This window comes from Micromonospora sp. NPDC004704 (genome assembly GCF_053601675.1).
The window spans coordinates 129,725-143,952 of record NZ_JBSGCD010000013.1; the positions used below are offsets into that span (position 1 = coordinate 129,725).

11 protein-coding genes are annotated in these 14,228 nt (G+C 70.6%); 9 read left to right on the plus strand and 2 right to left on the minus strand.

Going from position 1 to position 14,228, the window contains the following annotated elements:
* Positions 1–112: 112 nt before the first annotated feature.
* From murJ to ACWEFB_RS19880, 7 genes are all read left to right on the plus strand, one after another.
* Complete coding sequence (murJ, locus tag ACWEFB_RS19850; protein ID WP_452287319.1) at positions 113–1,858, plus strand: murein biosynthesis integral membrane protein MurJ; 1,746 nt, start codon at positions 113–115, stop codon at positions 1,856–1,858.
* A gap of 369 nt (positions 1,859–2,227) precedes the next feature.
* The gene (locus ACWEFB_RS19855; protein ID WP_452287321.1) at positions 2,228–3,826 is read left to right on the plus strand and encodes a protein kinase family protein; all 1,599 of its coding nucleotides are present in this window, start codon (positions 2,228–2,230) and stop codon (positions 3,824–3,826) included.
* 46 nt (positions 3,827–3,872) lie between these two features.
* Positions 3,873–4,637: an RNA polymerase sigma factor SigM gene (sigM, locus tag ACWEFB_RS19860; protein ID WP_326561851.1), complete on the plus strand. Its 765-nt coding sequence runs from the start codon at positions 3,873–3,875 to the stop codon at positions 4,635–4,637.
* On the plus strand, positions 4,634–5,614 hold the full coding sequence (locus tag ACWEFB_RS19865; RefSeq protein ID WP_452287323.1) for a hypothetical protein: 981 nt from the start codon (positions 4,634–4,636) through the stop codon (positions 5,612–5,614). The genes sigM and ACWEFB_RS19865 overlap by 4 nt, the downstream gene beginning before the upstream one ends.
* A gap of 185 nt (positions 5,615–5,799) precedes the next feature.
* Complete coding sequence (gene trxB / locus ACWEFB_RS19870; RefSeq protein ID WP_452287325.1) at positions 5,800–6,753, plus strand: thioredoxin-disulfide reductase; 954 nt, start codon at positions 5,800–5,802, stop codon at positions 6,751–6,753.
* Between the two features lie 37 nt (positions 6,754–6,790).
* Positions 6,791–7,114 (plus strand): thioredoxin, encoded by a 324-nt coding sequence (gene trxA, locus ACWEFB_RS19875; RefSeq protein ID WP_326561854.1) that lies wholly within the window; start codon positions 6,791–6,793, stop codon positions 7,112–7,114.
* Positions 7,115–7,386: 272 nt separating this feature from the next.
* Positions 7,387–8,550: an N-acetylmuramoyl-L-alanine amidase gene (locus tag ACWEFB_RS19880; RefSeq protein ID WP_452287327.1), complete on the plus strand. Its 1,164-nt coding sequence runs from the start codon at positions 7,387–7,389 to the stop codon at positions 8,548–8,550.
* Positions 8,551–8,566: 16 nt separating this feature from the next.
* Here the strand turns inward: ACWEFB_RS19880 and ACWEFB_RS19885 are convergent, their stop codons facing one another.
* Positions 8,567–9,232 carry a GNAT family N-acetyltransferase gene (locus ACWEFB_RS19885; protein WP_326561856.1) on the minus strand — a complete coding sequence of 222 codons (666 nt, stop codon included), beginning with the start codon at positions 9,230–9,232 and terminating at the stop codon, positions 8,567–8,569.
* Positions 9,233–9,558: 326 nt separating this feature from the next.
* Here ACWEFB_RS19885 and ACWEFB_RS19890 point away from each other — a divergent pair, with 326 nt between their 5' ends.
* Complete coding sequence (locus ACWEFB_RS19890; protein ID WP_452287329.1) at positions 9,559–10,875, plus strand: aminotransferase-like domain-containing protein; 1,317 nt, start codon at positions 9,559–9,561, stop codon at positions 10,873–10,875.
* Between the two features lie 82 nt (positions 10,876–10,957).
* Positions 10,958–11,899 (plus strand): D-alanine--D-alanine ligase family protein, encoded by a 942-nt coding sequence (locus tag ACWEFB_RS19895; RefSeq protein ID WP_452287436.1) that lies wholly within the window; start codon positions 10,958–10,960, stop codon positions 11,897–11,899.
* Between the two features lie 238 nt (positions 11,900–12,137).
* Here the strand turns inward: ACWEFB_RS19895 and ACWEFB_RS19900 are convergent, their stop codons facing one another.
* Positions 12,138–13,034 (minus strand): hypothetical protein, encoded by an 897-nt coding sequence (locus ACWEFB_RS19900; protein ID WP_452287331.1) that lies wholly within the window; start codon positions 13,032–13,034, stop codon positions 12,138–12,140.
* Between the last annotated feature and the right edge of the window lie 1,194 nt (positions 13,035–14,228).

A 14,228-nucleotide genomic window follows, 5' to 3' on the forward strand; every position in this document is an offset into this window, starting at 1 on the left:
GGGCGGACCAGCCGGATCGGACTCGGCGCGGCGGGCGATCACACCGGTTGACTAAGGTCTGAGCAGTATCGGTTGGGCACGCCTGCCCGCCGTACCGGTTGGGGAGGCAGACATGGGCGACGGGCTGTACCGCAGCGCGAACGCCATGCCGCACGGAGTCCCGCCGCCCGCGGACGGTGCGACCCTGATCTCGATCGAGTCCCTGGACCAGCCCATGGTCGAGACCACCGCGCCGGCCCCGGAGCCACCGGGTGAGGGAAACGCCGCCGGCAACAGCGCGGTGATGGCCATCGGCAGCCTGGTGAGCCGTGGTACAGGCTTCCTCCGCACCGTGGTTCTCGGCGCCGCACTGGGCACGTTCGCGGTCGGCAACGCCTACACCACCGCCCAGATCTTCCCGGGCATGGTCTACGAGTTCCTGCTCGGCGGGATCCTGACCAGCGTGCTGGTCCCGGTACTGGTCCGGCGCCGCAAGGCCGACCCGGACCAGGGCCAGGCCTACGCCCAGCGCCTCCTCACCCTGGCGGTGCTCGCCCTGGGGGTGGCGGCGGTGGTCGCCGTGCTCGCCGCCTCGCTGCTCACCCGGTTGTACGGCAGCGACCAGACCAGCCAGGAATTCCAGGACCTGGTCACGAGCCTCTCGTACCTGATGCTGCCGATGATCTTCTTCACCGGCCTCTCCGCGCTGATCAGTGCGGTGCTCAACGTCCGGGGCCACTTCGCCGCCCCGATGTGGACCCCGATCCTGAACAACGTGGTGGTGATCGCCACCTTCGGTCTCTACATCGCCATCTTCGGCGCGAAGGTGATCCCGCCCGAGGAGATGACGACCGGCCGGATCGCGCTCCTCGGCGGTGGCACCCTGCTCGGCGTGATCATCCAGGCCGCGGGCCTGCTGCCGGCGCTGCGCAAGGTGGGCTTCCGGTGGCGCTGGCGGTTCGACTTCCGCGCCCTCGGCCTGCGCGAGCTGGGCCGGCTCGGCGCCTGGATGATCTGCTACGTCGCGGTCAGTCAGATCGGCCTCGCGGTCCTGTTCAACCTGCTGAACCGGGCCGGAGACGCCGACGAGGCCGGGCCGCTGATCTACAACAACGTCTTCCTGCTGGTGATGATGGCGCACGGCATCGTGGCGGTGTCGATCCTCACCGCGTTGATGCCGAGGATGAGCGCGGCAGCCGCCGAGGGCCGGTACGCCGACGTCGTCGCCGACCTGTCCCGGGGAACCCGGGTCGTCACCGCGGTACTCGCCCCGATCGCGGTCTGCTACGCAGTGCTGGCCAACCCGATCGCGGTCGTGCTGTTCCGGTACGGCGCGTTCAGCGCCAAGAGCGCCACGGCGACCTCGGTCGTGCTGCTCGTCGGTGCGCTGGCGCTGATCCCGTTCGCGGTGAGCCAGCTCTTCACCTTCGCCTTCTACGCGCTGCCGGACACCAAGACGCCGGCACTGATCAACATTCCGGTGGTGGGAATCCGGATCGTGGTGCAGATCGGGCTCTTCGCCGCGTTCAGCGCCTCGTTCGCCGCCGCCGGGCTGATGCTCGGCAACGCGGTGTCGTACCTGGCGGCGGTGGTGATCACGGCGATGCTGCTGCGCCGCCGGATCGGCCGGCTCGGCCTCGGCGAGATCATGAAGACGCTCGGCAAGGTGCTGGTCGCCGCGCTCGCCTCGGCCCTGGTCGGGTGGCTCGTCCTGCAACTGCTGCCGGGCGACTCGACGCCGAGCCGGCTGGAGGCGATCATCCGGCTGATCGTCGCCGGTGGTCTGATCGGCGTCACCTATGTCGGGCTCGCCATGCTGCTGCGGATCCGCGAGATCAGCGAGGTGGTCCAGCTCGTACGACGGAAGGTCGGTCGCTGATTGTCACGGCACGGCTGGGGACGACCTGTGGAAAACCGAGGGATGTCGGTGGATGACCGAACACCGGGTTGTGGACAACGGCAGATCTCCACCGGTGCCGGACCGAGCGGGTGGGCCACACCGGTGACCCTCGCGCAAGTAGTTGAAATCAACCGATAGATTAGGAATTGCCGGTGCCATCAAGGCGGATGACACCGGTCGTACTTGGACTGTTCGGCATACTCCCGGCACCGGGTCGGGTACGCCCGCAAGATGACATGTCGGGGATGAGTCCATCCCAGGTAAGGTCGCTCTCGACAGGTGCGGAGAGCGCCTACGCTATGGAATGGCGCCCAGCGTCCGGTCCACCGGCGATAGAGCGGAAAACCAATGCCCAGCAGCACGGGTCCATCGATCGCGACAATCATCGAGGGAGGACGGGTGACCCAGGTCGGCGAAGGTCAGGAGGCGGACGAGGTCACTCCGCCCGTTATGGCCTTCGGTGCCCCCGCCGTCGGTGAGGTCCTCGCCGAGCGGTACGAGTTGGCCGAGCACATCAACGACGACAGCGCCGGCCGCCAGGTCTGGCGGGGTGTCGACGTGGTGCTCCGCCGGCCCGTGGCCGTGGTGCTCCGGTACCCCGGCGGCGACTCGGCGATGGAGATGCTCCAGGCCGCGGTGACCGCGAGCCGGGTGATCCATCCCAACCTGGTCGGCGTCTACGACGCCATCGACGAGGACGAGCGGGCGTACGTCGTACGTGAGTGGGTCGACGGCCACTCGCTGCGGGAACTGGTCGCCGACGGCCCGCTCGAACCGGCCCGCGCCACCAGCATCGCGCACGCCGTCGCCGGTGCCATCGCCGCCGTACACGCCACCGGGATGGTGCACGGCAACGTCCACCCCGGCACCGTGATGGTCGGTGACGACGGTCGGGTGGTGCTCGCCGACGCACGGGCCGACGGCAACGACACCATCGAGACCGACGCCCGCGCGGTCGGCGGTGTGCTCTACTTCGCCCTCACCGGGGCCTGGCCGCACGTCGAGGCCAACCTCTCCGGCGGCCGGGGCCGTTCCGCCCTGCCGGACGGGGTCCGGGACGCCAACGGCGCCCTCGCCGCACCCCGTCAGGTACGGGCCGGCGTGCCTGCGTACCTCGACGACCTGACCATGGACCTGCTCGACCCGCAGCTCGCGGTCCCCTCGGTCGACGTGCTCGCCGCCGAACTCGGCCGGCTGAACGCCGCCGCCGAGGAGCAGTACCTGGACAACAGCGGCCCGCTCCGGTTCGCCACGCACGACGAGGACAACACCGGCGCCCCGGCCGCACCCGCCGGTACGCGCAACATCGTCGCCGGGGTCGCCGCCCTGTTGGTGATCGCCCTGATCGGCCTCTACTTCGGCATCAACGCGCTCTCCGACAGGGACGGCACCAACACCGCCTCGCCGAGCGCCCCGCCCGGTGCCACCGCCCCGGCCGGCGGCACCGACGCGCCGACGACGCAGCCGCAGAAGATCCCGATCGACGGCAACAGCGTCCGGATCGTCAGCACCGGCACCGACCGGGGTCAGGAACTGAACGGCGCCGCGGCCGTGGTGGACGGTGACGTCAACAAGGGTTGGGAGTCCGACTCCTACGACGGCCCGCAGTTCGCCGGCCTGAAAACGGGCATGGGCGTCCTGATCGACCTGAAGGAGCCCCGGGCCATCAAGGACGTCCAGGTGGTCCTCGCCAACGGCGGTGCGACCGCCGAGCTGAAGAGCGGCACCACCACCCTGCCGTCCAGCAAGGCCTCGGACACCCAGCTCGTCACCAGCTACACGATCATCGGCGAGCCGCACGAGCGGGCCGGGGCGAACATGACCTTCAGCGCGTTCCAGCCCGACCAGAAGTACCAGTACCTGCTGTTCTGGGTCACCGACATCGCCAAGAACGCCAAGAACGAATACCGGCTCGGCATCCAGGAAATCACGGTCCGGGCACCATGACCGGCGGGCCGGCGCGCTGCCTCCGTCCACCGGAACGGACCGGATCATGACCGGTCTTCCGGTGCCGGACGATACGGGCAGCGCCCCGGCCGAGACCGCCGGTTCTTCCGGCCCGCTGACCGAGGTCAGCGACGCGGAACTGCTCCGCGCGCACGTCGACGGCGACCGGGACGCCTTCACGACCCTCTTCCACCGGCACCGGGACCGGCTCTGGGCGGTGGCGATACGCACCCTCGGCGACCGGGAGGACGCCGCCGACGCACTCCAGGACGCCCTGCTCTCGGCCCACCGGGCGGCCGCCCGCTTCCGCGGCGACGCCGCGGTCACCACCTGGTTGCACCGCATCGTGGTCAACTCCTGCCTGGACCGGATCCGGCGCCGGCAGGCGCACCCGACGGTTCCGCTGCCCGACGGATCGCGGACCGACGAGACCGGCCGGTGGACCGGCATCGAGCCGGCCGCACCGGCCCCCGACCACGACACCGCCCTCGTCGTCCAGCAGGCGCTGGCCAAGCTTCCGGCCGAGCAGCGGGCGGCGATCATCCTGGTCGACGTGCAGGGCTACCCGGTCGCCGAAGTCGCGATCATGCTCGGCGTTGCCGAGGGGACGGTGAAGAGCCGCTGCGCCCGGGGCCGGGCCCGGCTCGCCCTGATCCTCGGCCACCTGCGCCCCCGTGGACCGGCCGTACCGGCGCCGAACAGGGCGGACAAGGACGTGCCGTCGGTCACCCGGGGGAACCCGGCGGCCGGTGGCGGCGTCCGATCGGGGTCGAGTCATTCCGGGCGCGACGGCATCCAGGAGGAACAGTGACCGCGGGCCAGTCCAGCGAGGTCGACCTCGACCTGCTGGCCGACTATCTCGAGGGGGTCCTGACGGACACCCCGGAAGAGGCTGCGGTCGCTCGCCTGATCGAGGCGGACCCGGAGTGGGCAGCGGCGTACGCGGCGCTGACCCTGGCGTTCGACTCCGTCCAGGAGGACCTGGCCGGCTGGGCGGCCACCACCGAGCCGATGCCGACCGAGATCACCGACCGGCTCACCGCCGCGCTCGCCGACGCCGGGCCGCTCGGCCAGCCCGGCATCCCGACCCAGTTCACCGAGCAGACCCCGCTGGGCGAGCAGACCGAACGCCGGCTCAGCGTCGTACCCGGATCGGACAACCGGGCGCACGACGGCCGGGACCGCTCCGCGCGGGCGGCCCGTCGGCGCCGGTCGCGCCTGGCCGGCCTGGTGGCGGTCGCCGCCGCGGCGGTCGCGTTCGCGGGCTTCGGGCTCAGCCGGCTCGGCCTGTCCGACACCGCGTCCGAGGACACGGTCGCAGGGGCTCCCGCTCCGGCGGTGGCGCCGCAGTTCGCACCGCCCGCGGCGCGTCAGCTCATCGCGACCGGCACCGACTACGCGGCCGTCACCCTGCCCGGGGCAGTGGCCAACCGGCTCCAGGGCAACGTCGAGGAACGCACCGGGACCGACGCCGCCAGCCCGCCCGACCCCAGCTCGCCCGGCACCCTCGGTGCCGCCCGGGAGCCGGGCGACGGCCCGCAGGCCGCCGGTCTGGCCCGGCTGGCCGACCGGGACGCGCTCACCGCCTGCCTCGAAGCGATCGCCCTCGCCCACGGCCGTGGCCCGATCACGTTCAACCTGGTGGACTACGCCGCCTTCGAGGGCACCCCCGCGCTCGTACTCGGCCTCACCGACGGCACCGGCGCCCGCTGGGCCTGGGTCAGCGGCGCCGACTGCGGACAGGGCGGGTCGGGTCCGGACACCCGCTACCAGGCCCAGGTAGGGTGAATCGACTCCTCACGGCTGTTTGGCCGTCAGCGTGACGTGACCCACCGGATGGCCGGCTGGGGAATTTCCCCTTCGTAAGATGACGTTCTGCTCAACAGTTGCCGGTCGTCGGATCGTCGGCCGGCCGCTGGCCGGTATCGATGGACCACGCCGGTTGGCGACACACAGACTCTCGGGAGACGGCAGTGGACGAGGTCCGCAACCTCATCATCATCGGCTCGGGGCCGGCCGGATACACGGCCGCCGTGTACGCCGCCCGGGCCAACCTCAAACCGCTGATCATCGAGGGTGTGCAGTCGGGTGGCGCCCTGATGACCACCACGGAGGTGGAGAACTTCCCCGGCTTCCCGGACGGGATCCTCGGGCCGGAGCTGATGGACTCGATGCGCAAGCAGGCCGAGCGGTTCGGAGCCGAGTTCCTCACCGACGACGTCAGCCGGGTCGAACTCACCGACACCGGTGAGCCGGGTTCCGCCGCGGTCAGCACCGTGTACGTCGGCGAGACCGCGTACCGGGCCAAGGCGGTCATCCTCACCACCGGCTCCGCCTGGCGCCCCCTCGGCGTTCCGGGCGAGCAGGAGTACCTCGGCCACGGTGTCTCGTCCTGTGCCACCTGTGACGGCTTCTTCTTCCGGGGCCAGGAGATCGTGGTGGTCGGCGGTGGCGACTCGGCGATGGAGGAGGCCAGCTTCCTCACCAAGTTCGCGGCCAAGGTGACGATCGTGCACCGGCGGGACAGCTTCCGGGCCAGCAAGATCATGGCCGAGCGGGCGCTGAGCAACGAGAAGATCCAGGTCGAGTGGAACAGCCAGGTCGAAGAGGTCCTCGGCGCCGACGGCAAGGTCACCGGGGTACGGCTGCGCAACGTACACACCGGTGAGACCAAGGTGCTCGACGTCGCGGGCGTGTTCGTGGCCATCGGTCACGACCCGCGCAGCCAGCTCTTCCAGGGCCAGGTCGACATGGACGAGAACGGCTACGTACGGGTGAACGCACCGGGCACCACGACCAACGTGCCGGGCGTCTTCGCCGCCGGAGACCTGGTCGACCACACCTACCGCCAGGCGATCACCGCCGCCGGCACCGGCTGCGCCGCGGCGCTGGACGCCGAACGCTTCCTCGCCACGTTGGAAGTCTGAGACAACCGAAAGCGCACGCCCGGAGGAGGGTCTTTTCATGGGAACAACCAAGGCGGTCACCGACAAGAATTTCGTCAGTGACGTGCTCCAGTCGGAGAAGCCGGTACTGGTCGACTTCTGGGCCGAGTGGTGCGGACCGTGCCGGAAGGTCTCCCCGCTGCTGGAGGAGATCGCCCGCGAGATGGGCGACCGGGTCACCATCGTGAAGCTCAACATCGACGAGAATCCCGAGACCGCCATGGCCTACCGGGTGATGTCGGTGCCGACCCTCACCATCTTCAAGGGTGGCCAGCCGGTGCAGTCGGTGGCCGGTGCCCGGCCCAAGAGCGACCTGGTCAAGCTGATCGAGGCCGCGCTCTAAGGGCAGAAACACTCTCTCGTTCGCGCCCGTCACCGGACCCCGGTGGCGGGCGCGTTCCGTTGACCCGCAGGCGGTCTGCCACGTAGCCGCGTCAGCGTCGATGTCGTCGGCATCCGGTCAACCCAGGGCGGCGGCCACCGGGTCACGGTACGCTCCGGAAGCGTTCTCAGGAGCAGACGGCAGCCGGCGAACAGGACACCGCCGGACGATCAGCCCGACTCGCCCCCGCCGGCAGGCCGACCGAACACAGCACCCGCAGAGGGAGGTCGTTTGTGCGTCCGGTCCGACGTGGTGACCGAGGTCCCGCGGTCACCGAGATCAGAGGCGTCCTCCTCGGCATCGAACTGCTCACCCCCGACGCGTCGGCCAAGACCGACGAGTTCGGGCCGGACATCGAGCAGGCCGTACGCGCCTTCCAGCAGAGCCGTGGGCTGAGCGTCGACGGCCAGGTGGGCGCCGAGACGTGGCGCGCGCTGGACGCAGCCCGATGGCGGCTCGGCGCCCGTACCCTGTACCACTCGATCCCCGAACCGCTCACCGGCGAGGACGTACGCACGCTGCAGGAACGGCTGCTCGAAATGGGCTACGACGTGGGCCGGGCGGACAGCATCTACGGCGCACAGACCGCCCGCGCGGTCGCCCAGTTCCAGCGGGAGGTCGGACTCTCCCCTGATGGCACCTGCGGACCGCACACCATGCACGCCCTGCGCCGGCTGGGCCGCAAGGTGGTCGGCGGGCGACCGCAGCTCCTCCGCGATTCCGACGCGATCCGGCAGTCCGGCCCCAACCTGATGGGCAAGGTCATCGTCATCGACCCCGGCCACGGAGGTTCGGACCTCGGCGTTGTCGTAGCCGACGGCTCGTTGCGCTGGGCCGAGGCGGAACTCGCCTACGACCTTGCCAACCGGCTGCGCGGACGGCTCGTCGCCGCCGGCATGCGGGTGCACCTCACCCGGGGCCCGACGCCCGGCGCCGTGCTGCCCGACCTGGCCCGCGCGGAACTCGCCAACGAACTCGGCGGCGACCTGTTCATCTCGCTGCACACCGACGGACACGCCAACCCCGAGGCGGACGGGGTGGCCACCTACCACTACGGCACCGACAACGGGGTCACCTCGACCGTCGGGGAACGGCTCGCAGGCCTGGTCCAACGGGAGATCGTGGCCCGGACCGGGATGCGGAACTGCCAGGTGCACGCAAAAACCTGGGAACTGCTCCGGCTAACCCGGATGCCGGCCGTACGGGTCGAGATCGGCTACCTCACCTCGCCCGTCGACCTGGCCCGGCTGACCAACCCCGGGTTCCGGGACCACGTGGTCGAGGCGATGGTCGCCGCCGTACAGCGGATGTACTTCCCGGTCGAACAGGACGTGCCGACCGGCTCGATCGACGTGCGCGAGCTGCGTGCCGCGGTGGCCGCCGGAGCGCTCAAGTAGGGGCTCCGGCGCCCGCTCAGCCCGCCGTGGTGGTGGTACGCGTGGCCGGGCGGACCGGCCGGAGCAGGCTCTCCGGGCTCATCGACCCGAGCAGCTTCTCCAGGGCGTACTCGACGTCGGACTTCCAGGAGAGCGCGGTCCGCAACTCCAACCGCAGCCTCGGGTAACGGTGGTGCTGGCGTACCGTCTTGAAGCCCACGGAGAGGAAGTAGTCCGCCGGGGCGACACAGCTCCCGGCCTCGTCACCGGCCTCGCCGAACTTCGCGTCCCCGAACGCCTCGATCGCCTTGATCCCGCGTTTGGTGAGGTCACGGGCGACGCCCTGGACCAGCATCCGGCCGAGCCCACCGCCGGCGAAGGCTGCCACCACGTGCGCGGTGGTCAGCAACGCGGCATCGGCCGAGACCGGCGAGGTGGGAAACGCCATCGACCGGGGCACGTACGCCGGTGGCGCGTACATGGCGAAGCCGGCCGGCATCCCGTCCACGTAGACGAGCTTGCCGCAGGAACCCCACTCCAGCAGGGTCTGGGAGACCCAGGCTTCCTTCTCCAGACCCGGATCACCCGCCGCGCAGGCCCGGTCGGCGGCCACCGGATCGAGTTCCCAGTAGACGCACTGCCGGCACGGGCGCGGCAGATCTTCGAGCGTATCGAGGGTGAGACTGACCAGACGTCGCGACATCGCCGTATCCCCAAAAATCCGGTCGGAGGCCTAAAGACCGCGAAAAATCGCCACAGCCGCGCCTTGCCCCCAACGATCGATCGTACGCCGTAACTTCGCGGCACGGGAGAGGTCGGGCTGAGCAGTACGACCCGGGTCGCGGGTCGGGCCGCCGACCGGTGTCCGGGATGTGGACCACGGGTCGGCTGTACGGCCGTAACGCTCGGCCGAGGATTACGATCGAATTAACGGTGCCGTGTGGCCTAGGGTTGCTCGGCACCCTGCGATCAGGGATGTCATGACCGACGATCAGTGCTGTCATGACCGAGCGCAGCGAGGGAGAGGCCATGACCGGCACGACGCTCGACGACTATACCGACCGCTATGCCCGCCGGGTCCGGGGCATGACGGCATCGGAAATCCGAGCGCTCTTCGCCGTCGCGAGCCGACCCGAGGTGGTGTCACTCGCCGGCGGTGCCCCGTACATCGCCGCCCTGCCGCTCGACGCGGTCGGTGAGATGCTCGGCCGGCTCGGCGCCGAACAGGGCACCACCACCCTCCAGTACGGCATCGGCCAGGGCATGCTCGACCTGCGCGAACGCATCTGCGAGGTGATGACGCTCTCCGGGATCGACGTCGGGTGCGGCGCATCCCCGGAGGACGTGGTGGTCACCGTCGGCGGCCAGCAGGCCCTCGACCTGGTGGCCAGGCTCTTCCTCGACCCCGGCGACGTGGTGCTCGCCGAGGGACCCACCTACGTCGGCGCCCTCGGTGTCTTCCAGGCCGCCCAGGCCCAGGTCGTGCACGTCCCGATGGACGAGGACGGGCTGATCCCCGAGGCGCTGGAACTGGCCATCGCCGAGGTCGCCCGGACCGGCCGGCGGGCGAAGTTCCTCTACACCATCCCGACGTTCCAGAACCCCACCGGTGTGACCCTGACCGACGAGCGGCGGGAGCGGGTCCTCGACATCTGCGAGCGCGCCGGGCTGCTGGTGGTCGAGGACGACCCGTACGGCCAGCTCAGCTTCGACGGGGACGCACCGGCGCCACTGCGGGCTCGACGCCGCGACGGCGTCTTCTACCTCAGCACCTTCTCCAAGACCTTCGCGCCGGGGCTGCGGGTGGGCTGGATCCTCGCCCCGCACGCCGTACGCGACAAGCTGGTGATCGCCAGCGAGGCACAGATCCTCTGCCCGAGCGCGTTCGCCCAGTCCGCGGTCACCAGCTACCTGAGCACCATGCCGTGGCGCGAGCAGCTCAAGACGTACCGGGAGGTCTACCGGGAACGCCGCGACGCGATGCTCGACGCCCTCGGGGACCTGATGCCCGCCGGTACCACGTGGACCGAACCGGGCGGCGGACTGTTCGTCTGGGCCACACTCCCCGACGGCCTGGACTCCAAGGCGATGATGCCGAGGGCGATCGCCGCCCGGGTGGCGTACGTGCCGGGCACCGGTTTCTACGCCGACGGGACCGGCACCGGTCACATGCGACTCAACTTCTCCTTCCCGCCCCCGGAGCGGATCCGCGAGGGTGTGCGCCGGCTGGCCAGCGTGATGGAGCAGGAGATGGCGATGCGGCAGGTGTTCGGCACGGTCAGCCGGCCGGTGAACGGCCGTCGTGGGCAGGCCGGCGCGGACGCACCAGGTCCCGACTTGGCATGATCTCGGCATGAGTACGCCGCCTGCCGACTCCGGTCCCCCCACGAACGAACCACTGTTCCCCACCGCGCACGCCATCACCGACATGCGCGTACTGGTGCTGGCCGGCGGTCTGTCGTACGAACGCGACGTGTCGTTGCGCTCCGGACGCCGGGTGCTGGACGCGCTGCGCAGCATCGGGGTGGAGGTGGAACTCCGCGACGCCGACGTGGCTCTGCTGCCCGCGTTACAGGTCGACCCGCCGGACGCGGTGGTGATCGCACTGCACGGGGCAACCGGCGAGGACGGTTCCCTGCGCGGCGTGCTCGACCTCTGCGACGTGCCGTACGTCGGTTGTGACGCCCGCTCCTCCCGGCTCGCCTGGGACAAGCCGTCCGCCAAGGCGGTGCTGCGGGAGGCAGGCATCCCCACGCCGGACTGGGTGGCGCTGCCGCACGACCGCTTCTCCGAACTCGGTGCGGTCGCGGTCCTGGACCGGATCGCCGACCGGCTGGGACTGCCCCTGATGGTCAAGCCGGCGCAGGGCGGATCGGGCCTGGGCGCCGCCGTGGTCCGGGACGCCGCGGCGCTACCGGCCGCGATGGTCGGCTGTTTCGCGTACGACTCGACCGCGCTGGTCGAGCGCTACGTGCCCGGCATGGACGTGGCGGTCTCGATCGTCGACCTGGGCGACGGTCCCCGCGCACTGCCCGCCGTCGAGATCGTCCCCCGCAACGGCGTGTACGACTACGCGGCCCGCTACACGGCCGGACTGACCACCTGGCACGCACCGGCCCGCCTGGCACCCGTGGTGGCCGCCGAGGTCGCCGACACCGCCCTGGCCGCGCACACGGCGCTCGGCCTGCGTGACCTCTCCCGGGTCGACCTCATCGTCGACGAGGCCGGACGCCCGCACGTGCTGGAGGTCAACGTCTCGCCGGGGATGACCGAAACCTCGCTGCTGCCACTCGCGGTGCAGGCCGCCGGACTCGATTTCGGCAAACTGCTCGGCTCGCTCGTCGCCCGCGCGGTCGGCCGACGGCGCTAGCGGCGGGCTCCGCACCGACGTCGACCGCCCGCATCGGTCCCGCCCGGCCCTGCCCTGTTTCGTTCCCGTCCGGTGCTGTTCCTGCTCCGGTGCTGTTCCTGCTCCGGTGCTGTATCTGCTCCCGCGCTGTCCTGCTAACGCCCAGTCCGGTCCACGGGTTACCCCGCGCGACCTGGCGACCAGGCGGCACCGGGTGCCCGGTGCCCGACCCGATCCCCGAGGTCTCGCGGATGGCTGGTCACCCGGCTGACCGATCAACCGGCCGTTCGGTCTGATCCTGCTGTTCCGTCCTGCCGTCCTGCTCGGTCTCGTCGTCCTGTTCCGTCCCGGTGGCCTGCCCGGTCTTGCCGGTCTGCTCCGGTGGGGCCTCGGCGTACGCGACCAGGGAGCCGTCCGTCACCGATCGGTCCGCCGGACCGTTGTCCGAGGTAGCTCCATCCGGCGCGGTGCCGGTCGGGGCATCACCTTCGACATCGCCGCTCGAGCTTGCCGGCTCCAGCTCGACGTCTTCCAATCCCAGGCTGGCTGCCGCCTGCTGGGTCAGATTCGACGGCGCCTGCCATTGGATTCGTGGTGGCGCCGCCAGCGGTCGCCCGCCGAACTCGGCCAACCAAGCCGCGACGTGGGCGAGGTTCTCCCGCCAGGTCGACTCCGGGATCGCCGGCAGGATGGCGTCCCACAGCGACAGGAAGGTACCGCGCAACTGCAGCCGGCCGTACGGCCTCGCCAGGAACCACATGTGCAGGTGAGCCGAGCCATCGCCCCACCGGTTGACGTGTACCCGGGCGACGCCGTCGAGGGATCGAATGGCTCGCTCCAGGCGCACGGTCATCACACCGAGCTCCGCTGCGAGCAGGTTGGGTAGGTCACCCAGGTCGAGATGCGACCGGGATTCGAGAATGAGCACCATCGGCAGCCCGGTCGGGCGGTCCATGGCACGTACCCGCCAACGCTCACTCACCCAGATGTAGGCGTCATCCGGGGCGTTGCAGGAGAGGCATTCGGCCGAACCTTCGCCCTTGCGAGCCGGCTCGACGTCGACCGGGTCGTCGAGATGCTTGACGCGGAGGTCGCCTTCGAAGGGAAACGAGGGCCACTTGGCGAAGTCTGGTACGGAAAGAGGGGTGTGGGACACGACGCTGACCCTAACCGAGTTACAGACGACTGTCCCTCCCCATCTCGGCCCCCGCCCGGTACGCAGAGCGGGCTGACCACCGGCCCTGGTCCGGCGTGACTCGGTACGCCCCGAGCGGCTGGTCAGCACCGCTCGGGAACAGGACCCAACAGGGCCCGGAGCCGGGTCGAAGTCGCCGATCGGGCCCGGCAACCCCTCGGTACCGGTGCCCCGAGGGCCTGGTTTTCGGTCCGTCATCCACAGGGCTACACCCCGTTTCACGCGCGGTTTCACGTGAAACGGGGTGGGGCTGTGGACAAACCCTGTGGATTACTTCGGACGCTCGGTCGATCGGCACGCGCGACGCTCCCGTCGCCCGGTTTCCACCCGTCGCCACGGCCGCGATCCAGCCCCTCCTCGCCCTATGAACAACCTCGGCGGGCCAGTGAAATCTCCCCTGGTCGGCGTCCCGACTCAACCACCGGCCGTCGATCCCCGGAGGACCGCGCCGTCACCGCTCATGCCGTCCGGCCGTCTTCCCGTGCTCGCGTTGTGGCGTTGTGGCGTCGCCAGGGTCTAGCCATCCCGTTGGAAGGGGGTGGCGGGCGCCTCGGCCTGGCTCGCTGGACATGACACGGCCGGCCACCCGGAGTTGCACTGCGCCGTGGCGGGGACAGTTCCGGACGCGCTGCCCTGTTCTGGCTTGTGCTGTTCCGTTCAGCTCTCCCACCCGTCTCGACCTGTTCCGTCCGGCGAAGGTCGGCGGCTGGAGGTCGAGGATCGGGCGACTGACGGCGCGCGCGGCGACGGGCGCGCCTTCCTCGTACTGATCTACGTCTGGCGCCATGGACGCCTCAAGCCAGACGTGTTGCCCCGGTCGCCGGCCAGGGTCTCGCCCCGAACTCAACCTGCCGGCACGAGGACGGCTACGCCGCAGCCCCGGTCCGTGGCCCCTCGCGCCAGCCCCTCGGCGGTCACCATGGTCACCACCCCTGTCGCCCGTCACGCCACACACCCCCCTCATCCTGCCCAGCACCTGCGTCCTGGGGCGAGGCGTGGCGCGGGTGCCGATGGCCGTACCGCCCGACGGCCCGACCGCGCGGGACACCACGGAGTCTCCGGTCGTACTGAAGTCAGACCAGGTGTGCACATCCACAGCGGCCGAACCGGCGGCGGGGACCAAGTCGCGCGCGGCGGCCCTTGCCGCATGGCGTC